At 69.5% G+C, this 22,730-nt stretch carries 18 protein-coding genes; 10 read left to right on the top strand and 8 right to left on the bottom strand.

The genetic code is table 11. From position 1 onward, the window contains the following. Window positions 1-104 precede the first annotated feature (104 nt). Window positions 105-497, top strand: coding sequence for a helix-turn-helix domain-containing protein (locus AN216_RS07240; RefSeq protein WP_070195753.1), 393 nt, complete (start codon window positions 105-107; stop codon window positions 495-497). Window positions 498-533: 36 nt separating this feature from the next. On the opposite strand, the gene AN216_RS07235 is transcribed toward AN216_RS07240, so the two are convergent. Both AN216_RS07235 and AN216_RS07230 read right to left on the bottom strand, forming a co-directional pair. Next, complete coding sequence (locus tag AN216_RS07235; protein ID WP_070195752.1) at window positions 534-1,322, bottom strand: DNA-formamidopyrimidine glycosylase family protein; 789 nt, start codon at window positions 1,320-1,322, stop codon at window positions 534-536. Between the two features lie 146 nt (window positions 1,323-1,468). Next, window positions 1,469-6,148: an ATP-dependent helicase gene (locus tag AN216_RS07230; RefSeq protein ID WP_070195751.1), complete on the bottom strand. Its 4,680-nt coding sequence runs from the start codon at window positions 6,146-6,148 to the stop codon at window positions 1,469-1,471. A gap of 46 nt (window positions 6,149-6,194) precedes the next feature. Between AN216_RS07230 and AN216_RS07225 the strand changes: the two genes are divergently transcribed. From AN216_RS07225 to recX, 7 genes are all read left to right on the top strand, one after another. Beyond that, window positions 6,195-7,073 carry an AraC family transcriptional regulator gene (locus tag AN216_RS07225; protein WP_070195750.1) on the top strand — a complete coding sequence of 293 codons (879 nt, stop codon included), beginning with the start codon at window positions 6,195-6,197 and terminating at the stop codon, window positions 7,071-7,073. A gap of 84 nt (window positions 7,074-7,157) precedes the next feature. Further along, a complete protein-coding gene (locus AN216_RS07220) occupies window positions 7,158-7,991 on the top strand; it encodes an AzlC family ABC transporter permease (protein WP_079166345.1) in 834 nt (277 codons plus the stop codon). After that, window positions 7,988-8,302, top strand: coding sequence for an AzlD domain-containing protein (locus AN216_RS07215; RefSeq protein ID WP_070195749.1), 315 nt, complete (start codon window positions 7,988-7,990; stop codon window positions 8,300-8,302). Before AN216_RS07220 ends, AN216_RS07215 begins: the two co-directional genes overlap by 4 nt. A 49-nt stretch (window positions 8,303-8,351) precedes the next feature. Continuing rightward, entirely contained in the window at window positions 8,352-8,546 is a 195-nt protein-coding gene (locus AN216_RS07210) for a DUF3046 domain-containing protein (RefSeq protein ID WP_070195748.1), read from the top strand. 43 nt (window positions 8,547-8,589) lie between these two features. Next, on the top strand, window positions 8,590-9,771 hold the full coding sequence (locus tag AN216_RS07205; RefSeq protein ID WP_420855693.1) for an AI-2E family transporter: 1,182 nt from the start codon (window positions 8,590-8,592) through the stop codon (window positions 9,769-9,771). Between the two features lie 176 nt (window positions 9,772-9,947). Next, window positions 9,948-11,090: a recombinase RecA gene (gene recA, locus AN216_RS07200; RefSeq protein WP_070195747.1), complete on the top strand. Its 1,143-nt coding sequence runs from the start codon at window positions 9,948-9,950 to the stop codon at window positions 11,088-11,090. A 3-nt stretch (window positions 11,091-11,093) separates the two neighbouring features. Next, entirely contained in the window at window positions 11,094-11,717 is a 624-nt protein-coding gene (gene recX / locus AN216_RS07195) for a recombination regulator RecX (RefSeq protein ID WP_079166344.1), read from the top strand. Window positions 11,718-11,799: 82 nt separating this feature from the next. Here the strand turns inward: recX and AN216_RS07190 are convergent, their stop codons facing one another. The 5 genes from AN216_RS07190 to AN216_RS07170 all read right to left on the bottom strand — a co-directional run bounded on the left by AN216_RS07190 (window position 11,800) and on the right by AN216_RS07170 (window position 16,895). After that, window positions 11,800-13,452, bottom strand: coding sequence for an FAD-dependent monooxygenase (locus AN216_RS07190; RefSeq protein WP_070195745.1), 1,653 nt, complete (start codon window positions 13,450-13,452; stop codon window positions 11,800-11,802). A gap of 152 nt (window positions 13,453-13,604) precedes the next feature. Beyond that, window positions 13,605-14,501 (bottom strand): amino acid ABC transporter permease, encoded by an 897-nt coding sequence (locus AN216_RS07185; protein WP_070195744.1) that lies wholly within the window; start codon window positions 14,499-14,501, stop codon window positions 13,605-13,607. Then, the gene (locus AN216_RS07180; protein ID WP_070195743.1) at window positions 14,498-15,166 is read right to left on the bottom strand and encodes an amino acid ABC transporter permease; all 669 of its coding nucleotides are present in this window, start codon (window positions 15,164-15,166) and stop codon (window positions 14,498-14,500) included. The genes AN216_RS07185 and AN216_RS07180 overlap by 4 nt, the downstream gene beginning before the upstream one ends. A gap of 77 nt (window positions 15,167-15,243) precedes the next feature. Continuing rightward, window positions 15,244-16,065, bottom strand: coding sequence for a glutamate ABC transporter substrate-binding protein (locus AN216_RS07175; protein ID WP_070195742.1), 822 nt, complete (start codon window positions 16,063-16,065; stop codon window positions 15,244-15,246). Window positions 16,066-16,109: 44 nt separating this feature from the next. Continuing rightward, entirely contained in the window at window positions 16,110-16,895 is a 786-nt protein-coding gene (locus tag AN216_RS07170; RefSeq protein WP_070195741.1) for an amino acid ABC transporter ATP-binding protein, read from the bottom strand. 365 nt (window positions 16,896-17,260) lie between these two features. Between AN216_RS07170 and AN216_RS07165 the strand changes: the two genes are divergently transcribed. Beyond that, on the top strand, window positions 17,261-17,971 hold the full coding sequence (locus AN216_RS07165; RefSeq protein WP_070195740.1) for a response regulator transcription factor: 711 nt from the start codon (window positions 17,261-17,263) through the stop codon (window positions 17,969-17,971). Between the two features lie 18 nt (window positions 17,972-17,989). Then, window positions 17,990-19,405, top strand: a complete 1,416-nt coding sequence (locus AN216_RS07160) for a sensor histidine kinase (RefSeq protein WP_070195739.1) — start codon at window positions 17,990-17,992, stop codon at window positions 19,403-19,405. Between the two features lie 125 nt (window positions 19,406-19,530). Here the strand turns inward: AN216_RS07160 and AN216_RS07155 are convergent, their stop codons facing one another. Next, window positions 19,531-22,596, bottom strand: coding sequence for an alpha-mannosidase (locus AN216_RS07155; RefSeq protein WP_070195738.1), 3,066 nt, complete (start codon window positions 22,594-22,596; stop codon window positions 19,531-19,533). Window positions 22,597-22,730 lie beyond the last annotated feature (134 nt).

The raw sequence follows: 22,730 nt of genomic DNA, 5'->3' as shown, positions 1-22,730 counted from the left end.
GGGCCTAGGCCCAGCCCCTTGGTGAGCCGCATGATCAGTCAGTGTGGGGCCGCGCAGTTCGGGGCACGCAGATGACGTCGCGCGTACTAGAGGGAGGAGCACCGATGATTCTGCTCCGTCGCCTGTTGGGTGACGTGCTGCGTCGGCAGCGCCAACGCCAGGGCCGGACCCTACGCGAAGTCTCTTCGTCCGCACGGGTTTCGCTTGGTTACCTGTCCGAGGTGGAAAGAGGCCAGAAGGAAGCCTCCTCCGAGCTGTTGTCATCGATTTGTGAGGCATTGGACGTCCGTATGTCGGAAGTCATGCGTGAGGTGGGGGACGAACTCGCGCTCGCCGAGCTCGCGGAGTCCGCGGCCAGCGACACCGTGCCGGCGCCGATGCGATCGGTGCTCAATCCCATCGAGCACATGACCTCCGTGACCTCGGTCACCGGCGTCCCGGAGGAGAGAGTCACCATCAAGGCGCCGGCCGAGGCAGTGGATGTCGTCGCAGCCTGAGCGCTGGCGCATGGTTCCGCCCCCGGTCAGCCAAGATTACGACTTCGGTTGGCATCGGGGGCACCAGTAGGCCACACGGCGCTCCGGCGCGGGGCCGAGTTGGCCGGTCTGGATGGGGGTCCCGCAGCGGAGGCAGGGCCGGTGCGCACGGCCGTACACCCAGAGCATGCGCCCACGTTGACGCTCGCCGGTGGTGGACCGTGCGAGTTGGTTCCGATTGCTTGCCAACAGCCTTCGTGCGAGGGCGAGCAGCGAAGCCGGATCGGCGAGGTCACCGACGGCGGCGTCCGGCCGCAGGCGCGCGAGGAAGCACAGTTCCGAACGGTACACGTTGCCGATACCGGCTACGTTCCGCTGATCCAGGAGGGCCTCGCCGAGCGCTCTGGAGGGGTCCGAGCACAACCGGCGGGTGGCCTCATGAGCGTCGAAGCAGGTGCTCAGCAGATCCGGTCCGAGATGGCCCACGGCTCGGTCCTCCCATGCGGTGGGGAGCAGTTCGAGTCGCCGCAGCCGGTAACCGTACGCGGTCCGGGTACGGGTCCCCAGGATCGCCCGTAGCTCATGAGCGGGGCCGCCCGCCGGCCGCTGGCCCACGGCACGCACGCGCCAGGCGCCGTCCATGCCGAGATGAGAGTGCAGGGTGCGGTCGTTGTCCAATCGGGCCAGCAGGTGCTTGCCGCGTGGCACGACCTCCCGCACGAGGCAACCGGTCAGTTCCGTGGTGGCCAGCTCGGGCACCCGCAGTTCTGCGCGGACGAGTGTTACACCGGACAACGCGCGGTGGAGTTCGTGTGCGGTCCGCCAGACAGTGTCTCCCTCAGGCATGGGCCCATGGTGCGGCAGCGCTCGCGGAACCGTGGTGCGCTCCTGCACCCGGCGCCGGCGGGGCGCCGGTGCGATCGCCCAACCGTGTTGGCCGACGTGGTATTTGCACGCGGGCCGGGCCGACGCGTCGGCTGACGCTGTCGGGGTCAAGCGCGGACACGCCAACCTCGTGGTGTGGCGTGGAAGCCCGCCGCCTCCAGGAACACGGCGAGTGACGCCGTGAGCGCCGGTTCACCGTTGATCCGTTCGATGGTGAGGGTGTCGAGGGTCCCGGCCTGCGCCGCGCGGACCAACCCTTCGGCCGCCGCGCGGAAGCCTCGCTCGTCATCCTGCTCCTGACCCGGCTCCGCGGAGCCGGACCACGCGAGCAACGTACGACCACCACGCTCCAGGTAGAACACCAGCCGCCCGTCCAGCAGGACCACCAACGAACCCGCCTTCCGCCCGGGTTTGTGCCCGGCGCCGACGGGTGGCTCGGGCCAGGGCAGCGCGGCACCGTAGGCGTTCGCCGGATCAGCGGCAGCCATGACCAGGACGCCTGAGGAGGGGTCATGGTGCTGGCCGGGCACGGTCGACGCCTCGCGCTCCCGTGCCTGACGTGTGGCACGCAACCTGTCGACGGCGCCGTCCATGGCGAACTGAGCGGCCCCGAGCCCCTCGACGACGTACCCCCGTCGGGCCTGACCACTCTCCTCGAACGCGGCCAACACCCGATAGGCCGCGGAGAATCCCCCCGCCACTCCTTCGGCTTGCACCGCGCCACGGGTGACCACACCATGCCGGTCCAGGAGTGTCCGTGCGAGTGCGTGCGCGCGGTGCGTGGGGTCCTGCGCCGGCGCGGGAAGCAGCGACCACCGGCCGGCCACGGTGGGAGGACCGTTCCGCGCGGTGGTGGGACGGGTGCTGCCCGTCAGCGAGCCGTACCGGCCACGTGGCACGGCACGCTTGGCCCGATGCGCGGTCGAGCCCGAGGTGCGCCCGGAGCCAAGAAACGCCCGCAGGGGCGCCACCGTGTCGTTCGTGAGCTGGCCGGACCACGCCAACTCCCAGATCACCTCGACGAGTCGCGCTTCGGTCACCTCCGGGTGAGTCGCGCGAACCTGGTCGGCGATCTGTCGGAAGAACAGGCCGTACCCGCCGTGCAGCGCGTCCAGCACCGCTTGGTGCAGGGGAGACACCTCCAGCGGGAGAGGGGACGGCAACAGCAGGGGCGCCGTGTCGGCGGGATACAGCGAGATCCAACCGTCCTTCCCGGAGAGTGCGCCCGCTCCGGCCCACACGACCTCGCCCGCCACGGTCAGCTCGTCCAAGAGCGCGGGAGCGTACCCCCGCACGCGCCCGGGCAGGACGAGCTTCTCCAGCGCGGAGGCTGGTACGGGAGCTCCCTGGAGCTGCTCGATCGCGCGCAGCAGACCGTCGATGCCGTGCAGACTGCCCGTGCCCAGGTGCTGCCAGGAGGGCAGGAAGGCCGCCAAGGCGGTCGGTGGCGCCGGCTCCAGCTCGGCGCGGAGAGCGGCCAGCGAGCGACGTCGGAGACGGCGCAGCACGGTGGCGTCGCACCACTCCTGGCCGACTCCAGCGGGGTGGAACTCCCCCTGCACCAGGTGGCCGTCGGCGGCGAGCCGATGCAGGACGCCGTCCGCGACCGCCTCGCCGACACCGAAGCGGTCGGCGGCCTCCGCGGAGGTGAACGGGCCGTGCGTACGGGCGAATCGAGCCAGCAGGTCGCCGAGCGGGTCCCGCACCGGTTCCGTGAAGGCCTCCGGCACCCCCACCGGCAGTGCGGCCCCCAGCGCGTCCCGGAGCCGGCCGGCGTCCTCGATCGCCGCCCAGTGGTCCCGAGCGGCGATCCGGACCCGGATCGCACGGCGCGTCCTCCGCAGCTCCTCGGCCCACTCCGGGGAGGCGTCGCGCTCCGTCAGCTCCTCGTCCGTCAGTGGTCCCAACAGGCGCAGCACGTCCGCCACGCCCTCGGCGCCTCTGATCCGGCGCTCCTTACCGAGCCACTGCAACTCCCGCTCCAGGGAGGTCAGTACGTCCGTGTCCAGCAGCTCCCGCAACTCCGCCTGCCCGAGGAGCTCGGCCAACAGCCGGGAATCCAGGGAGAGCGCGGCGGCGCGGCGTTCCGCGAGGGGCGAGTCGCCCTCGTACAGATACTGCGCCACATACCCGAACAGCAGGGACCGGGCGAAGGGGGAGGGCTCCGCCGTGGTCACTTCGAGCACGCGGACCCGGCGGGCCTCGACGTCCGCCATCAGCTCGGTCAGCCCTGGCACGTCGAAGACGTCCTGGAGACACTCCCGGACGGCCTCCAGGACGATCGGGAACGACCCGAACTCGCTCGCCACCTGCAGGAGCTGGGAGGCTCGCTGGCGCTGCTGCCACAGCGGCGTGCGCTTTCCCGGATCGCGGCGTGGCAGCAGCAGGGCTCGGGCGGCGCACTCCCGGAAGCGCGCGGCGAACAGCGCGGAACCGCCGACCTGGTCGGTGACGACCTGGTCGACCTCGCCCTTGTCCAGCAGCACGTCCGCGACGCCCACCGGGGCCTGGTCGGCGTCGTACGACCGATCGCCACCGGGTCTCTCCTCGGGCAGATCCAGCCCCAACAGGTCGGAGTCCGGCAGACGCAACACCAGGCCGTCGTCCGCGTGCATGATCTGTGCGTCCAGGCCGTACCGCTCGGTCAACCGGGCGCCGACGGCCAGTGCCCACGGCGCGTGCACCTGCGCGCCGAAGGGGGAGTGGACGACGACGCGCCAGTCGCCCAGTTCGTCGCGGAAACGCTCCACCACGATCGTGCGGTCGTCTGGAACGTGGCCGCAGGCCGCGCGCTGCTCCGCGAGGTAGGTCAGGACGTTACGCGCGGCCGACTCGTCGAGGCCGGCGGCGGCGAGCCGGCCCTGCGCCTCCTCAGGCGCCAGTCCGCCGATCTCGCGCAGGAACCCGCCGAGCGCACGGCCCAGCTCGAGGGGTCGGCCCAGTTGGTCGCCCTTCCAGAACGGCAGCTTGCCCGGCACTCCGGGAGCGGGCGACACCAGGACACGGTCCCTGGTGATGTCCTCGATCCGCCAGGAGGTGGTGCCCAGGGTGAACACGTCACCGACCCGGGACTCGTACACCATCTCCTCGTCCAGCTCTCCGACTCGCCCGCCGCCCTTCCGCGGATCGGCGCCGGCGAGGAAGACGCCGTAGAGTCCGCGGTCGGGGATCGTGCCGCCGGAGGTGACCGCGAGCCGTTGGGCGCCGGGCCGGGCGCTGACCGTGTGCGCCACCCGGTCCCACACCACCCGCGGACGCAACTCGGCGAAGGCGTCCGAGGGATAACGGCCCGCGAGCATGTCCAACACCGAGGTGTACGCCGAGTCCGGGAGCGCGGAGAACGGCGCGGCCCGGCGCACGAGCCCCAGCAGCTCGTCCACGTCCCAGGTGTCCATGGCTGTCATGGCGACCAGCTGCTGGGCGAGGACGTCCAGTGGGTTGGAGGGAACGCGGAGCGCCTCGATCGCGCCTTCCCGCATCCGTTCCGTGACCACGGCCGCCTGCACCAGGTCGCCTCGGTACTTCGGGAAGACCACGCCCGCGGACAGCGCCCCGACCTGGTGACCGGCCCTGCCGACCCGCTGAAGGCCGGAAGCCACCGAAGGCGGCGACTCGACCTGGATGACCAGGTCGACCGCGCCCATGTCGATGCCCAACTCCAGACTGGAGGTCGCCACGACGGAGGGCAGCCGCCCGGCCTTGAGGTCCTCCTCGACCTGTGCTCGCTGCTCCTTGGCAACCGAGCCATGGTGCGCCCGGGCTAGAACGGGGGGCGCGCCGGCCGCCGCTCCGGCCTCGGCCATCAGCTCGGCGGGCGAGTGGTGCTCGGGCAACGGCTCGCCGGTCGCCCGCTCGTAGGCGATCTCGTTCAGCCGGTTGCAGAGCCGTTCGGCCAGTCGCCGGGAGTTGGCGAAGACGATCGTGGAGCGGTGCTCCTGGATGAGATCCGTGATCCGCTCCTCCACCGACGGCCAGATGGAGGGGCGATCGCCGGCGGCGTCCGTGCCTGGTGCGGGGGCGCCGCTCAACTCGCCCATGTCCTCCACTGGCACCACCACCGAGAGATCGAACTCCTTGCCTGCGGGTGGCTGCACGACGGTCGCCTGGCGTCGCGGGGAGAGGAAGCGGGCGACCTCGTCGACCGGGCGGACCGTCGCGGACAGTCCGATCCGCCGAGCCGGGCCGGCGAGGAGCGCGTCCAACCGCTCCAGCGACAGGGCCAGATGCGCGCCCCGCTTGGTGCCCGCCACGGCGTGCACCTCGTCCACGATCACCGTCTCGACCCCGGACAGCGCTTCCCGGGAGGCGGAGGTCAGCATGAGGAACAGCGATTCCGGGGTGGTGATCAGGATGTCCGGTGGGCGTCGCGCGATGGCTCGGCGCTCCGTGGCCGTGGTGTCCCCGGAGCGGATGCCGACCCGGATGTCCGGCTCCGGCAGACCCAACCGTACGGACTCCTGCCGGATGCCGGTGAGGGGGCTGCGCAGATTCCGCTCGATATCCACGGCGAGCGCCTTGAGCGGGGAGACGTACAACACCCGGCAGCGCTTGAGCGGGTCGGCCGGCGGAGGAACGGCGGCCAGCCGGTCCAGCGAAGCGAGGAACGCCGCGAGCGTCTTCCCGGAGCCGGTGGGAGCGACGACCAACGCGTCCGATTCCTCGGCCAGGGCTCGCCACGCGCCCTCCTGCGCGGCTGTGGGCGCGGCGAACGCACCCGTGAACCAACCGCGGGTCGCGGGGGAGAAGAGATCCAGCACCGCTGTGCCGGCTCCGGGGTTCTCGGACATGCGCCCATCGTGCACCCCGCCACTGACAACGGCGCACAATGGAGCCATGGCCGAGGATGAATGGGCACGTCACTGGCGGTACGAGCCCTTGCCCGGGCTCGATCTGCTGCGTGCGCGCTACGTCAGCCAGACGTTTCCCCGACACACCCACAGCGGCTACGTCTTCGGAGCGGTCACGGCGGGAGTGGAGGAGGTCGGACTCCCCCACGGCACGGAACGGACCGTCGCGGGACAGGTGGTGATGATCAACCCGGAGGTGCCGCACACCGCTCGTGCCGGCACCCCCGAAGGCTGGGCCTACGCCACGCTCTACCCCGAAGCGGAGACCGTGTCCGAGATCGCCGCGGAGTCCGTGGGGCTGCGCGGCACTGTCGGCTTCACCGAGACGCTGGTCGACGACGTCGAGTCGGCCCGGCTCATCGCGGGCGTCCACCGGGCGGCCGAAGAGGGTAACGCCCTGGCCGCCGACAGCCTGCTGCGGGTGGCCGTCGCCCGGCTGCTGTGGCGGCACGGCGGACCACTCCCACGGCGCGTGGTGCGTACGGCGGGGGCGCGCAACGCGGAACACGTGCGCGCGACGCTGGAGGAGCGGATGGCGGACCCGCCCACCCTGCGGGGACTCGCGGCGGACCTCGGCACCAGCTCCTTCTCGCTGCTGCGAGCCTTTCGGGAGCGCTACGGCATGCCGCCGCACGCTTGGTTGACGGATGCGCGGGTACGTCGCGCGAGAAGGTTGCTGGAATCCGGTACGCCGCCCGGCGAGGTCGCGCCAGCGCTGGGCTTCACCGACCAGTCCCATCTGAGCCGGCACTTCCGCAGGATCGTCGGCGTCCCGCCCGGGGCGTACCAGCGGGAGCGGGTTCTACAGGGCGGGGACGACCGTCGGGCGGGACGGGAGGACGGGGTGACCACAGGGGCGCAATAATGTACAAGAACTGAACGGGTGGCCGTTCGTAGTCTTGGCGGCATGGCAGATACGAACCTCGCCGGCGGCGGCGAGGCCGCGCATATGGCTGTGCCGCTGCCTTCCGGCCGGCCGGAGGAGACGGTGACGGAGCGTCGTAGAGCGGACCGAGCGGTCGTACGTGACGCTCTCGGGGTGGGCGTCGCGGTCGGGCTGTCCGGCTTCGCCTTCGGGGTGACCGCCGCCGGTGCCGGGCTCAGCATGCTACAGAGCTGCGCACTGAGCCTGCTGGTGTTCACGGGAGCGTCGCAGTTCGCGTTGGTTGGGGCGGTGGCCGCGGGCGGCACCCCGCTCGCCGCTGCCGCGGGGGCCCTCTTCCTCGGCGTGCGAAACGCCTTCTACGGCCTGCGGCTGTCGTCGCTCCTGCAACTGCCGGCCCCGCTGCGACCGCTCGCCGCCCAGTGGGTGATCGACGAGACGAGTGTGGTCACGTTCGCCCAGCGGGATCGGCGAAGGGCGCGGATCGGCTTCTTCGTCACCGGGGCCACGTTGTACGTGCTGTGGAACCTCAGCACGCTGCTCGGCGTGGCGGGCGCGTCCGCGCTGGGTGACACGGCGGCGTGGGGCCTCGACGCGGCCGGCCCCGCCGTGTTCCTGGCCTTGCTGGCACCGATGCTGCGGACTGGGCAGGAGCGTGCCACGGCCGTGCTCGCGGTGCTGTTGGGCCTCGTACTCGTGCCGGTGCTACCGGGCGGCGTCCCGGTGCTGATCGCCGCGCTGGCGGCACCGGTGGTGCTGCTGTGCCAGCGTGCCCGAACCGGAGGGGCACCGGTGGCCGGGTCGGGCGCCAACGGGGCAGCCGTCCGGCCGTGGACGGTCGAACCCGACGCGGCCGACGCGGCCGACCGGGCGGCGTGCGGGAGGGAGGAGGAGCGGTGAGTTCGACGGCTCTGTGGATAGCGATCGGGGCTACCGCGGTCGGGTGCTACCTGATCAAGCTGCTCGGGCTGTCCGTACCCTCCGGGGTCTTGGAGCGGCCGATGGTGAGGCGGCTGTCCGCGCTGTTGCCGGTCGCGCTGCTGGCGGCTCTCACCGCGCAACAGACCCTCAGCGAGGGCACCCGGATCGTGCTGGACGCGCGTGCGGCGGGCCTCGCCGCGGCGGCGGTCGCCTTGCTTCTGCGGGCGCCGTTCCTGGTGGTGGTGGCGGTGGCCGTGCTGGCGACGGCGGGTGCGCGGGCCTTGCTGTGACCTGGGACCCTGGTCCGGACGACCTGGTGCGCGCGGGATACTGAGACGCATGCGGTTGACGGTTTTCTGGCAACGGATGGCAGGGCACTTCGGCGAGGCGTACGCGGATTCGTTCGCCAGGGACCACGTGATGTCGGCGCTCGGCGGTCGTACGGTGCACGAGGCGCTCGCGGCGGGCTGGTCGGCCAAGGAGGTGTGGCGCGTGGTGTGTGAGGCGATGGAGGTTCCGGCGGAGAAGCGGTGAGCCGCTCCTGGGCTCTTATGCTCATATAAGGGACACTCTGTCCGTGTCAGCCGCCTCGAACAGGGCCCTCACGGACGAGGCCCTGGACTCCACACCGCCGTTGGCAGGGCCCGCGGGCCAGGCCAGCGGAATGCCCTCCTGGCTGCCCAGGGCCGTCGTCACGACCTTGGCGCTGCTGGGCTGTTTCCAGCTTGCCGGATGGGCCTTCGACCGGCTCGTGGGCCTGGCGCTGAGCGTGCTGATCGCGTTCTTCCTTGCGCTTGCCATGGAGCCTGCGGTGGACCGGCTGGTGGGTTGTGGCCTGCGGCGTGGACTGGCCACCGGCCTGGTCTTCCTCGGAGCGCTGGCGGGCTTCGCCGGGTTCGTCGCCGCGCTCGGTTCCGTACTGGCGGGCGAACTCACCACCCTGGCGGGACGGTTGCCGTCCTACGTTAACGATCTCGTGGGCTGGACCAACACCACCTTTCACACCGATCTGAGCGCTTCCGGCGTACAGCGGGAGATGCTCCGCTCGGAATGGTTGCGGGAGTACGCACAGGACACCGCGGGGAATGTTCTGGGGATGTCCGTCGCCCTGCTGGGCGGCGTCTTCCAGCTGTTGTCCGTCCTGCTGTTCGCCTTCTATTTCGTCGCGGACGGCCCGCGGCTGCGCCGTGCGCTCTGCTCCGTCCTGCCGCCCGCACGTCAGGCCGAGGTACTGCGAGCCTGGGAGATCGCGGTGGCCAAGACGGGCGGTTACCTGTACTCCCGCGGTCTGATGGCGCTGGTCTCCGGGCTGTGTCACTACGTCGCCCTGGAACTCCTCCGAGTTCCCTACGCTCCGGTGCTCGCACTCTGGGTGGGGGTGGTGTCGCAGTTCGTGCCCACCGTGGGTACGTACCTGGCGGGAGCGCTGCCCGTACTGCTCGCGTGCACGGTGGACCCGTGGGCGGCGTGCTGGTTGACCGTTTTCGTGCTGCTTTACCAGCAGTTCGAGAACTATCTGCTGCAACCGAGGATCACCGCGGTCACCGTCGACATCCACCCGGCTGTCGCCTTCGGATCGGTGGTGGCTGGCATCGCCCTGATGGGCGCGGTGGGCGCGCTCATCGCGGTGCCCGCGACGGCCACGCTGCAGGGCTTCCTCGGGGTGTACGTGAAGCGCTACGAGGTGACGGACCCCAGGGCGTCCGGAGCCCGATCCCAGCGGCGCGGGTGGCTTCGAGAACGCCGACCCCCAGCGTGAGCAGATGTTTTCTCAGTTATCCACAGGCCCTGGTGGTCGCTTGACACAAAAATCGAACATCCATTCATATGGTGGTGCCGGGCGTACGGAGAGCATGCTCGGGCTGATTGTCAGTGGCAGGCGCTAGCGTCATGGACGTGAAGCGATCGACTCAAGCAAGCAACCGGGTGGCACCCATGGCAGGAACCGACCGTGAGAAGGCGCTGGACGCCGCGCTCGCACAGATTGAACGGCAATTCGGCAAGGGCGCGGTCATGCGCCTGGGAGAGCGGCCGAACGAAGCGATCGAGGTGGTGTCCACAGGTTCGACGGCGCTGGATGTGGCACTCGGTGTGGGCGGATTGCCGCGGGGCAGGGTCGTGGAGGTGTTCGGCCCGGAATCCTCCGGCAAGACGACGCTGACACTGCACGCCGTGGCGAACGCGCAGAAGAAGGGCGGCACGGTGGCGTTCGTGGACGCCGAGCACGCACTGGACCCGGAGTACGCCAAGAAGCTCGGGGTGGATGTCGACTCGCTGATTCTCTCCCAGCCGGACAACGGCGAGCAGGCGCTCGAGATCACCGACATGTTGATCCGGTCAGGGGCCCTAGACGTGATCGTCGTGGACTCCGTCGCCGCTCTTGTGCCGCGCGCGGAGATCGAGGGCGAGATGGGTGACTCCCATGTTGGCCTGCAGGCACGACTGATGAGCCAGGCACTACGGAAGATCACCGGGGCGCTCAGTCACTCCAAGACCACCGCGATCTTCATCAACCAGCTCCGCGAGAAGGTCGGCGTGATGTTCGGCTCGCCGGAGACCACGACCGGCGGGAAGGCACTGAAGTTCTACTCCTCGGTGCGTTTGGACATTCGCCGTATCGAAACGCTCAAGGACGGCACGGAGGCGGTCGGCAACCGAACAAGGGTGAAGGTGGTGAAAAACAAGGTCGCTCCGCCCTTCAAGCAGGCCGAGTTCGACATTCTCTATGGCCAGGGCATCAGCCGGGAGGGTGGCCTCATCGACATGGGCGTGGAGCACGGCTTCATCCGCAAGTCCGGTGCTTGGTACACCTACGGAGGCGATCAGCTGGGCCAAGGAAAGGAGAACTCCCGAAACTTCCTGCGGGACAACCCTGACCTGGCCAATGAGATCGAGAAGAAGATCAAGGAGAAGCTGGGGATCGGAGCGGCCCAGGAGGACTCCACAGCGCGACAGTCCGGCGCGGAAAAGGCGGCTACGAACGGCCCTGAAGAGGCCGCTTCGCCCAACGACAAGGCTGCTCCTGCCACGCCAGCGGCGAAGGCCAAGACGACCAAGTCCGCTGCCAGCAAGAGCTGACGCGTGACGCGGCGTAGTGATTGGCCGGAGGTAACGGAACGGGCCGAAGACGGCCTTGCAGACAGCGGTGGCTCCGTCACGTCGAGGGCCGGGGCGGAGCCACCGCGCCAGCCACGAGATCCCGTGGAGCGGGCACGGGCGCTCTGTCTGCGGCTTCTGACCAGCGCTCCACGCACCCGCAGTCAGCTTGCGGAAACCCTGCGCAAGCGGGATATCCCGGACGAGGTGACGGAGGAGGTGCTGGGCGAGTGCGAAGAGGCAGGACTGATCGACGACGCGGCGTTCGCATACGCCTGGGTCGAGTCCCGGCATCACAGTCGTGGGCTCGCTCGCCCTGCCCTGAGCCGTGAGCTGCGAAGTCGTGGAGTGGACAGCACGCTGATCGAAGGGGCTATCGAGCAGGTGGACTCCGACCAGGAGGAGTCCACCGCCCGGACTCTCGTGGAGCGGAAGTTGCCTGGCACTCGCGGAGTCGAGAGCAGCAAGCGGATACGCCGACTCGTTGCGACGCTCGCTCGCAAGGGTTACTCGGAAGGACTCGCTTTGCGAGTGGTGCGGGAGGCGTTGGCCGCGGAGGGGGATGACCTCGAAGCGCTGGAGCGGCATCTGCCGGAGAACGGCGTCTGACTTGAGGTAGCGAAAGCGGACTGCTTCCCAAGCAGTCCGGCGGACGAGTCCAAGCCCTCGCGACGCAGACCGTGGTGACGGGTCAGGGAAGGGAACGTGCTTCCGAAGCGTCTTGGCCCTGATCCGAGGCGCCACGCCACAGAAACTCAACGCAAGCCTGTAGATCCGCCTCCTGGGTCCCGGGGAGAGCAGTCACCAGATGGCCGTCGGGGCGGATCAACAACACGGTGTGCGCGGCGGCTCCGGGATAGTTCTCCGTGACCAGTAGTTCGGTGCGCAGCGGCAGGGTGCTGACGGCTCTCGCGAGAGCGGGCATCAAGCCGGCCGAGAGCCAGTGGCGACTCTCCCAGACTCCGGTGCCAGGAGCCACGAGCAATGCGGTAAGGGCGCCACGCTGCCGCCCCAGGTGCTGCCACAGCCGACACCCTTCCCCTCGCAGGTTGGTTACCGGGACATCCTGGACCACACCGCCCTGCGGAGTCTCCACCGGCACGACGCTGCGCATGGCGCGTTGAGGGGTCAGCGGGGAACGGCCGTAGCCCGGAGGTGCGCCGAGCAGCCCACGGCCCAGGTGACTGTCCAGGAGGAGCCCGAGTTGAGTACGTGCTCCTTTGCCTGGCAGCAGGGACCTGACGCCGTCCCCACGGCGCACGAGGGGCAGCGTCTGGTCCACGGCCCGCAGGCGGGCGCCGACCGCCGCGCGTCGCTCCGACTCGTAGCTGTCAAGCAGCGTGTCCGCGCTCTCGGTGTGCTGGTGGTGCCAGGCGAGGGCCAACTTCCACGCCAGGTTGGTGGCGTCCCGCAGCCCCTCGTCGGTTCCCTGCACGCCCAGCGCGCCCACCAGGTGTGCCGCGTCCCCGGCCAGAAACGCCCGCTTGTGCCGCCAGCGCCTGGCGAGCCGCTGATGTGCGGTGTGCACGCCCGTATCCAGCAACTCGTAGGCGGGTGGCGTTGCGGATTCGTCCCCTTGCCACCAGGCCGAGAGTGTCTCCTGGGTGAGGCTCACCAGGCGTTCCGGAGTGACGAGTTCGCCTCGGGGCGGGAGCAGCCAGTCCAGCCGCCACCGCTGGCCGGGCAAGGGCAGCGCCCGCACCTCACCGGTCACGCCCCCCGGCTCGCGATGCAGGAGCGCCTCTTCGGACCAGGGCAGGCGTGTGCGTACGGTCGCCACCGCATGTCGCTCCACGGACGTTCGGCCAGTGAAACGTATGCCCAGACACTTGCGGACCATGGAGCGGGCGCCGTCACAGCCCACCAGGTAGCTGCCACGCCACTCGGCGACCGGAGGAGGCGCAGTACCAGGGGGCTCGGCGGCCCCAGTGGGCCCAGAAGGCTCGGCGTATCGCAGGTGCGCCGTGACGCCCTCCGCGTCCTGCTCCAGGCTCCGCAGCCGACTGTGCGGCACTACCCGGGTCAGGCCCTCGGCGTCCAGGGCCGCGTGCAGCGCGTCCATCAGGTCGTGTTGCGTGACGTGCAGTGGGGCGGCCTCGTCGGCCAGCTCAACGCGTCGCACGCACTGGCTCCGCCGCTCGGTACGCCACCCGCGGAGGGAAGAACCGCCGAGTCGGGGCAACAGCGCCGCCGTGTCCGGGCGCAGGAGGCAGGTACGGGCGGCCCGTCGGTGCACCGTACCGTCCGAGGAGTCGAGTACCACGGACGGCACGGCGTACCGGGCCAGGGCAAGCGCCAGGGCGAGGCCCACCGGGCCCGCCCCGATCACGATCACCGGGTCCACGGCGTGCGGACCTCGCACTTCGCTGTGTCCACTGGAGAGTTGGCGGGTAGCGCGGAATGAGCCCGATGCACGATCACAGCTTGTATGCAACCCACTGCCTGCCCCCTCGTCAAGCGACGGGAGGACAGGCAGGGCATACCAGCGAATAACGGTCAGTTCTTGCTGGGAGTTTCCTCGATTTCGACGGTGTCGGTCACTCCCGCGTGCACCACCGCTCCGGTGGCCTTCTTGCCACGCCGGACGCGTGCCTCCAACCAGTTGGCGAAACTGGTGAGCACGAAGTTCAGCAGGACGAAGAGCAACGCCACCACGGTGAAGGTGGCGATGGTGTTCGCACCGTAGTTGGCCGTGATCTCCCGGACCTGACTGAGGAGTTCGCCGAAGCCGAGCATGGCACCACCGAGCGCGGTGTCTTTGACGATCACCACGAGCTGGCTGACCAGGGCGGGAAGCATGGCGGTGACGGCTTGCGGCAGCAGCACGAACACCATCGTCTGCCACTTGCGCATGCCGATCGCCTTGGCCGCGTCCGTCTGGCCCAGGGGCAGGGACAGGATGCCGGAGCGGACGATCTCGGCGATAACGCTGCTGTTGTACAGCACCAGGCCTGTCACCACCGCGTACAGCGGCCGGACCTCCGACTCGATGGTGGTGAACTGCGCGTACAGGGTGTTGGCGAACACCATCATCAGCAGCACCGGAATGGCGCGGAAGAACTCCACCACCGTGCCGGCCGGAATGCTGACCCACCGGTGCTCGGAGAGCCGGGCGATACCCAGTACCGCGCCGAGTGGCAGAGCGATGCCGATGGAAAGGCCAGCCGCCTTGAGGGTGTTGAGCAGTCCGGGCAGGAGATAGGTGGTCCACACCCGGGAGTCCGTGATGAACGGACTCCATTTGTCCTCGGTGAGCTGGTTCTTCTCGGCCATGGCGGAAAGCACCCACCAGCCGAGCAGGAGCAGCAGCGCGAGGAACAGTGCGGTGTAGAACCAGTTGCGTATCCTCGCGCGTGGCCCCGGGACGTCGTAAAGAACGGTCAGGTCACTCATCGTTTCACCGCCACGCGCTTGCTGACCCAGCCGAGCAGCATGCCGACGGGGAGAGTGAGGAGAACGAACCCGAGGGCGAAGATGGCGAACACCAGGAAGATGACGTCACTTTCGATCTCGATCATCTCCTTCATCAGAAGTGCCGCCTCGGATACCCCGATGGCCGAGGCCACGGTGGTGTTCTTGGTGAGGGCGATCAGTACGTTGGCGAGTGGAGCGACCACCGAACGAAACGCCTGCGGCAGGACGATGAGAGTCAGTACTTGGAGGAAGTTGAGGCCCAGTGCTCGGGCGGCCTCGGCCTGGCCGACCGGGACGGTGTTGATTCCGGAGCGGAGTGACTCGCATACGAAGCTGGCGTGGTACGCGATGAGTCCGAGTACTGCCAGCCGGAATCCGATCTCCTTGGAGTCTCCGCCGCCTAGTTCGATGCCCATCGTCTGGTAGAGGCCCAGCGAGGTGGCCACGATGATGACCGTGAGCGGAGTGTTCCGCACGGTGTTGATGTAGAGGGTGCCGAAAGCGCGCATCACCGGCACCGGACTGACCCGCATCGCGGCCAGGACGGTGCCCCATATGAGGGAGCCTATCGCCGAATAGAGGGTGAGCTGGATCGTCACCCAGAACGCTTCCCACACGTCGTAGTCTTCAAGAAAGTCGAACACGTTCTCCCGCGCTCTCGCTTCGTTGGATGGCGTGGTGTGCCGTCATTTCCGACGGCACACCACCCGGCCGTCAGCTGTCAGCTGGTTTCCGTGATCTTCGGCGCCTCGCCGTACTCGTAACCGGACGGTCCGAAGTGCTTCTCGGCGAACTTCTCCCAGGAGCCGTCCTTGACCATCTTCTTCAGCGCCTTGTTGATCTTTCCCTGGAGTTCGGTGTCACCCTTCTTGATGCCGATGCCGTACGGCTCGTCACTGAGGTTGAGACCGGTGAGCTTGAACTTGCCCTGGTGCTCCTCCTGCGAGGCGAATCCGGCCAGGATCGAGTCGTCCGTGGTCAAGGCGTCCACGGCCTTGTTCTGGAGGCCCGTCAGGCACTCCGAGTAGCCGCCGTACTCCTGCAGGTCCGCCTTCGACGCGAACTTCTTCTTGACATTCTGCGCGGACGTCGATCCGGTGACCGAGCAGAGCTTCAGGCTGCTCTTGTTCAGGTCCTTCTCGCTGTCGATGGAGTTGTCGCCCTTCCGCACCAGCAGGTCCTGATGCGCCATCAGGTACGGGCCCGCAAAGTCGACCTTCTCCTTACGCTCCGGCGTGATGGAGTACGTGGCGGCGATGAAGTCCACGTCGCCGTTCACCAGAAGGTTCTCCCGGTCGGCGCTCGGGGCTTCCTTGAAGGTGATGTCCTTGTTCTTGTAGCCCAACTCCTTGGCGACGTACTTGGCGACGTCGACATCGAAGCCCTTGTACTTCCCGTCCGGCGTCTTGAGTCCCAGGCCGGGCTGGTCGAACTTGATGCCGATGGTCAGTTCGTCGCTGTCTCCGGAGCCACCGCCACACGCGGTGGCGGTCAGCGCGAGAGCGAGGGCGGTGGCCGCGATACCGGCCTGACGCTTGTTCATGAGGAGTATCCCTACGATCGGTGAACTGGAGACCGCTGTGTGACTCAGTGCTGGAGGATCTTCGAGAGGAAGTCCTTGGCGCGGTCGCTGCGCGGGTTGTTGAAGAACTGCTCCGGGGCGGCCTCCTCGACGATCCGGCCGTCGGACATGAAGACCACCCGGTTGGCAGCGGAGCGCGCGAAGCCCATCTCGTGGGTGACGACGACCATCGTCATCCCGTCGCGCGCCAGTTGCTGCATGACCTCGAGCACCTCGTTGATCATCTCGGGGTCCAGCGCGGAGGTGGGCTCGTCGAACAGCATCACCTTGGGGTCCATCGCCAGCGCCCGTGCGATGGCGACGCGCTGCTGCTGGCCACCGGAGAGTTGCGCCGGGTACTTGTGCGCCTGGTTGGCGACCCCGACCCGATCCAGTAGTGCCTGTGCCTTGTCCTGTGCCTCCTGCTTCGGGGTGCGGCGTACCTTCAACTGGCCCAGCATCACGTTCTCGAGAACCGTCTTGTGCGCGAAGAGGTTGAAGGACTGGAACACCATGCCGACGTCCGCGCGCAGCTGCGCCAACTCCTTGCCCTCCTCGGGCAACGGCTTCTCGTCGATCGCGATGTGACCGGAGTCGATGGTCTCCAGCCGGTTGATGGTGCGGCACAGCGTCGACTTCCCGGACCCGGAGGGCCCGATGACCACGACCACCTCGCCGCTCGCGATGGTCAGGTCGATGTCCTGGAGCACGTGCAGCGCACCGAAGTGCTTGTTGACGTTGTTCAGGACGACCAGATCACTCGGTGCCGATTCGGGGCCTCCGGCGTCCTTGGTCACCGATACATTGCTCATCGGCCTGTAGCTCCGTCCTCGTCGGTTGCGAGGACCTTAGTGAGCGTTCACCGTGAGCGTCATTACATCTGAGCGGAAATTGAGCATAACGATACGGTCGCTGTCCGGCACGGTACGTAGCTCCACGCACGCCCCGCGCCACAGCGGCGTACCGGCTCAATAACGGAAGCCGCAGGATGGCTGAGGAGCCTTGACGCCACCTGCGCGAATCCGGGTGGATGCAGCTCAGCGTTGTCGAGTGCCGCCGGGACAGCCGGACAGCCGGACGGCCGGACAGGCGTATCGGCGTACCGAGTGGTACGTCACGGGGAGTGGGCACAGACGGACACGTGCGAGTGCTGAGGAAGAGCCGGAGGTGTGGGCGAGTGAGACTGTTGCTGGTCGAGGACGACGAGCGGGTCGCCGCCGCACTCTCCGCCGTGCTGGGTCGGCACGGCTTCGACACCGTGCACGTACGCGACGGCGAGGCCGCGCTACGGCAGCTGTTGCCCGCTGAGGGTGACTGCCCGGCGTTCGGCGTGGTGCTGCTCGACCTCGGCCTGCCGGGGCAGGACGGCTTCGAGATATGCGGGCGGATCCGCGGGCTGACCAGCACTCCCGTGATCATGGTCACCGCCCGTGCCGACGTACGCTCCCGCATCCACGGTCTGAACCTGGGCGCGGACGACTACGTCGTGAAGCCGTACGACACCGGGGAGCTGCTGGCTCGCATCCACGCGGTGAGCCGCCGTACCGTGCCCGAGGACACCGCGGCGCCGGGCGGCGACACCGATTCCGGTACGGTGCTGCGGTTGGGCACCGCACGGATCGAGCTGCCCACTCGTCGGGTCTCCGTGGCCGGCACGGAGGTGGCCCTCACGCGTAAGGAGTTCGATCTGCTCGCCATGCTCGCTCAGCGGCCCGGTGTGGTCTTCCGCCGGGAGCAGATCATCAGCGAGGTGTGGCGCACGAGTTGGACGGGCACCGGTCGTACGCTCGAGGTGCATGTCGCCTCGCTGCGCTCGAAGCTCGGCATACCCGCCCTGATCGAGACCGTGCGGGGAGTCGGCTACCGGCTCGTCGTGCCCGCCGAGTGATTCGGCCGGGACGTACTCGTGCGCGCTCGTCTGCTGCCGCTGCTGATCCTGCTCTTCGCCGGGGTGCTGGTGGCGCTGGGGCTCCCGCTGGCGGCCAGCCAGGCTGCCGCCAAGCAGCAGGACGTCGTGGTGGACCGGATCGACGACACGGCCCGGTTCGCCTCGCTGGCACAGTTCGTGGCCGCGCGCGCCGAGCCGGGTGACCGATTGACCACGCTGCGCCGGGAGCTGCGCCGGTACCACGACCTGTACGGGATTCGCGCCGGGGTGTTCTACCGGGACGGCCAGGCCATGGCCACCGCGCCGAAGGGATGGCGGGTGCCGGAGACGGGAGCGGGCAAGGCGGCGTTCCAGGAGGCGCTGGCCGGGCGGCGTAGCCACGATCCGGAGCAGGTGTGGCCCTGGCAGCGACGGCGGATCGCCGTCGCCTCGCCCGTGATCAGGGACGGCGACGTGGCGGCCGTGGTCTACACCGACTCGCCCACCGGCCAGCTGCGTTCCCGCGTCCTGCACGGCTGGCTGCCGATCGTCGGGGGAGAGGCCGCGGCGCTGCTGGTCGCGGTGGGGGCGGCGTACCTGCTCACCCGCTGGGTGCTGCGGCCCGTGGGCACGCTGGACCGGGCGGCGCACGAGATCGCCACCGGCGAGTTCACCTCCCGGGTTGCGGCCTCGGGCGGGCCACCGGAACTCCGGCACCTGGCCGCCTCCTTCAATCACATGGCCGGCCACGTCGAGCAGGTGCTGGAACAGCAGCGCGCGTTCCTCGCGGACGCCTCGCACCAGCTGCGCAACCCACTCTCCGCTCTGCTGTTGCGGATCGAGTTGCTGGGTCTGGAGCTGCCGGAGGAGCACGCGGAGTTCGAGTCGGTACGGGCGGAGGGCAAGCGCCTGGCACGCGTGCTGGACGACCTGCTGGCCCTCGCGCTCGCCGAGCACAGTCCGGCCGACCCGCAGCTGACCGATGTCGCCGAACTCGCCGCCGAGCGGGTGGCGGCCTGGCATCCCGTCGCCCGTCGGGACGGGGTCGAGCTGGTGCTCACCGGCCCCAAGGCCGTGACCGGCTGGGCGGATCCCGTGGCTCTGTCGAGCGCGCTGGACGCGGTGGTCGACAACGCGGTCAAGTTCTCCCCCTCGGGAAAGGTCGTCACCCTCTCCGCCAGCGTGCACGGTCGCCACGTGGTGCTCGAGGTCACGGACAACGGGCCGGGCGTGGACCAGGAAGAACTGGCCCGGGTCGGTGACCGCTTCTGGCGCAGCAGCCGACACCAGAACGTCTCCGGTTCCGGGCTCGGCCTGTCCATCACCCGTGCGCTCCTCGCGGCGGGTGACGCGACACTGGACTTCGCGCCCAACGAGCCGGACGGCGGGCTGCGCGTGCTGATCACGCTGCCCCGGGACGAGTCGGACCTGCCGGCCTCCCGTGACGACCACTGAGCGCCCGAGCGCTCAGCGCCCCAGCGCCGGGCAACGGAACGGTAATCGGTCGTTCGTCAGTGTGCCGCACGCCTCCGCGCGGGCGGGGCGCTTCCCGCAGCCTGCGTGCGGCACACCGCGTGGGCTCAGTCCCCTCGGGCGCCGGCGTCCGTCGGCGTGAGGCGCAGCGTCAGGATCTGGAACGGCCGCAGCGCCACCTCCAGCACGCCCTCCGCGCTCGGCCCCGTCAGCACCGCGGCCGACCGCTCCGGCCGTTCCAGGGGGCGCTCCAGAAGGTCCGTGACCACCGCCGTGGACAACGGGAACCCCGCCGTCACCGTCGTACGCGCCCGGCTGCCGTGCGACTCGTACAGCCGCACCACCAGGTCTCCGCCACGGTCCTCGGCCAGCTTGACCGCCTCCACCACGACCTGGTCGCCGCCGGTGGTCACCAGGGGCGCCACCGGTGCCCCGCTGCCCCGCACGACGCGCGCGGGCAGGTTGATCCAGTGGCCGGCGCGTACGGCGTCACCGACGGTGGCCCCCGGCACCAGCGCGTACCGCAGACGGTGGGCACCCTGGTCGGTTTCCGGGTCCGGGTAACGTGGAGCACGCAGCAGGGAGAGCCGCACCGTGGTGGTCTGGCCGCCGTCTTCCGCGCGGATGTCACGGGTGACGTCGTGGCCGTACGTCGAGTCGTTGACCACGGCCACGCCCCAGTCCGGCTCGCCCACGTGCAGCCAGCGGTGCGCGCAGATCTCGAACTTCGCCGCGTCCCACGAGGTGTTGGTGTGGGTGGGCCGGAAGACGTGCCCGAACTGGGTCTCCGCCGCGGACCGGTCCGTCTTCACGTCCAGCGGGAACGCCGCCTTGAGGAACTTCTCCGTCTCCCGCCAGTCCACCTCGGTCTCGAGCTCCAGGCAGCGGGCGCCGGCGCGCAGTGTGAGCGACTGGACGACCGTCGACGCGCCGAAGGTCCGAGCGGCGCGCACGGTGACCGCACCCGGGTCGGCGGCCTCGAGCCGTACGTCGTCCGCCTCCGTCAGGTCGGTCACGCTGTTCCGGTAGAACGCGTCGACGTCCCAGGCGTCCCAGTGGTTGGGGAAGTCGGGGTGCACCTGTAGGAGGTTCGCCGGCTGGCCCGGCGCCACCGCGTCCCGGCCGTCGGCGTCCCGGGCCGCGACCACCAGGCCGCGCCCGTCGATCTCCACGCCGACCAGGCCGTTGTCCAGCACCCAGCCACCGCCGTCACGTGCACGTACGGTCACGGGTGTGCCCGCGTCCGTACGCTCGGCCGCGCCCCCAGCCGGGACGCCGTCGCGGGCGTGCGGCGCGCCGTTGAAGACGACCTCGGTCGTCCCCTCGCCGGCCAGCGCACGCTGGGATCGTTCGATGATCCCGGTCAGTTCGGCGCGTACCCGCTCGTAGGTGTCCCGGGCCTCCCGGTGCACCCACGCGATGGAGGAGCCGGGCAGGATGTCGTGGAACTGGTGCAGCAGTACCGTCTTCCACAGCGCCTCCAACCGCTCGTACGGATACGGCTGGCCGGTCCCTCGCAGCGTCGCGGTGGCCGCCCACAGCTCCGCCTCCCGCAGCAGCGACTCGCTGTGCCGGTTGCCCTGCTTCGTCTTGGCCTGCGAGGTGTAGGTGCCGCGGTGCAGTTCCAGATACAGCTCTCCCGCCCATACGGGGGCGTGCGGGTACTCCCGGTGCGCCTTCTCGAAGAAGGCCTCGGGCTTCTCGACGGCGACCCGGGGTGACCCCTCCAGGTCCTTCAGCCGCGCCGCCCGGGCGAGCATCTCGCGGGTGGCGCCACCACCACCGTCCCCGTGTCCGAACGGCGCGAGGGAGCGGGAGGCGGCGCCCTTCTCCTGGTAGTTGCGGGCCGCGTGGGCCATCTCCGCGCCGCTGAGTTCGGAGTTGTAGGTGTCGACGGGCGGGAAGTGCGTGAAGACCCGCGTGCCGTCGATGCCCTCCCACCAGAAGGTGTGGTGCGGGAATTTGTTGGTCTGGCTCCAGGAGATCTTCTGGGTCAGGAACCAGTCGGCCCCGGCCAGGTCGACGATCTGCGGCATGGCCGCGGTGTAGCCGAACGAGTCCGGCAGCCACACCTCCTTGGTGTCGATTCCGAACTCGTCCAGGAAGAACTTCTTGCCGTACAGGAACTGCCGGGCCATGGCCTCGCCACCGACCATGTTCGTGTCCGACTCCACCCACATGCCACCGACCGGCACGAACTGCCCCTCGGCGACCTTCTTCTTCACGCCCTCCCAGAGTTCCGGGTGGTAGTCCTTGAGCCAGGCGAGCTGCTGTGCCTGCGACATGGCGAACACGAACTCCGGGTGCTCCGCCATCAGCGCCAGCATGTTGGCCGTCGTACGCGCCACCTTCCGCACCGTCTCGCGCAGTGGCCACAGCCAGGCGGAGTCGATGTGGGCGTGTCCCACGGCACTGATCCGGTGCGCGGAGGGGCGGGCGGGCACCGCGAGCACGCCGGCCAGGGCGCCGCGTGCGTGTTGGGCCGTACCGGGGACGTCCGCGAGGTCGAGCGCGTCCAGGGCCCGTTCGATCGCGCGCAGCAGCTCCCAGCGTCGGGCGTCGGACAACGGGAGTTCCCGCATCAGCCCGTCCGCGACCTCAAGGTCCTGCACCAGCTCCCACACCTGGGTCTCGAAGACGGCCAGGTCCATCCGGCGCAGCCGGTAGAGCGGACGGTCGCTGGCGGTGACCACGTCCCCCTCGTAGGTCGGGGTCTGCGGAGTGTTGACGATCGGGTTGGCGGCGGCCTCGACGTACAACTCCACCACTTCGCCGCCGGACGCGGTGTCGGTCACCCGTATCCAGTCGTTGCGGGGGTTGAGGGCCTTCACCGCCGTGCCACCGCGCCGGTAGACCAGCCCCTCGCACTGGAAGCCGGGCATGTCGCGGTCGAAGCCCAGGTCGAGGACCGCCTCCACGGTGCGACCGGACCATTCCGCGGGGACGGTGCCGGAGACCCGGAACCACGTCGTCCGCCAGGCCGGCCCCCACTCGTCGTTCCCGGAGGCCGGTTCGTACGGAGCCTCGAGGCCCTCGGCGACGGGCACCGGTTCCCCGGGCGCGTCCCAGCGTTCCACGGTCAGCGGGACGGGCGTGGTGTGGACCGCGGGGCGTACCCGCTCCTCCAGCACGCGGCGCAACCGGTCCTCGATGATGCGGTGGTCGTCGTGCATCTCGACGGCTCCTTCGGTGGGGCGGTGAACCTCACTGGTTATCCGTATCACCAGGGTCGACCGAGCGTCTTCCCCACGAACGTAGCCGCCTGGGCTTCGGTGCGGGGCCGGAGCGCAGGCGGGGGCCGGAACCG

Source organism: Streptomyces oceani (assembly GCF_001751245.1).
Lineage (GTDB): Bacteria > Actinomycetota > Actinomycetes > Streptomycetales > Streptomycetaceae > Streptomyces > Streptomyces oceani.
The sequence above is the reverse complement of the archived record's forward strand: the minus strand, read 5'-3'. Positions and strand labels throughout refer to the sequence as shown.

Bases quoted from the DNA above. Each gene is read 5' to 3' on its own strand.
- AN216_RS07240 (WP_070195753.1), top strand. From the start codon at position 105: ATGATTCTGCTCCGTCGCCTGTTGGGTGACGTGCTGCGTCGGCAGCGC.
- AN216_RS07235 (WP_070195752.1), bottom strand. From the start codon at position 1,322: ATGCCTGAGGGAGACACTGTCTGGCGGACCGCACACGAACTCCACCGC.
- AN216_RS07230 (WP_070195751.1), bottom strand. From the start codon at position 6,148: ATGTCCGAGAACCCCGGAGCCGGCACAGCGGTGCTGGATCTCTTCTCC.
- AN216_RS07225 (WP_070195750.1), top strand. From the start codon at position 6,195: ATGGCCGAGGATGAATGGGCACGTCACTGGCGGTACGAGCCCTTGCCC.
- AN216_RS07220 (WP_079166345.1), top strand. From the start codon at position 7,158: ATGGCTGTGCCGCTGCCTTCCGGCCGGCCGGAGGAGACGGTGACGGAG.
- AN216_RS07210 (WP_070195748.1), top strand. From the start codon at position 8,352: ATGCGGTTGACGGTTTTCTGGCAACGGATGGCAGGGCACTTCGGCGAG.
- recA (WP_070195747.1), top strand. From the start codon at position 9,948: ATGGCAGGAACCGACCGTGAGAAGGCGCTGGACGCCGCGCTCGCACAG.
- AN216_RS07185 (WP_070195744.1), bottom strand. From the start codon at position 14,501: ATGAGTGACCTGACCGTTCTTTACGACGTCCCGGGGCCACGCGCGAGG.
- AN216_RS07175 (WP_070195742.1), bottom strand. From the start codon at position 16,065: ATGAACAAGCGTCAGGCCGGTATCGCGGCCACCGCCCTCGCTCTCGCG.
- AN216_RS07170 (WP_070195741.1), bottom strand. From the start codon at position 16,895: ATGAGCAATGTATCGGTGACCAAGGACGCCGGAGGCCCCGAATCGGCA.
- AN216_RS07155 (WP_070195738.1), bottom strand. From the start codon at position 22,596: ATGCACGACGACCACCGCATCATCGAGGACCGGTTGCGCCGCGTGCTG.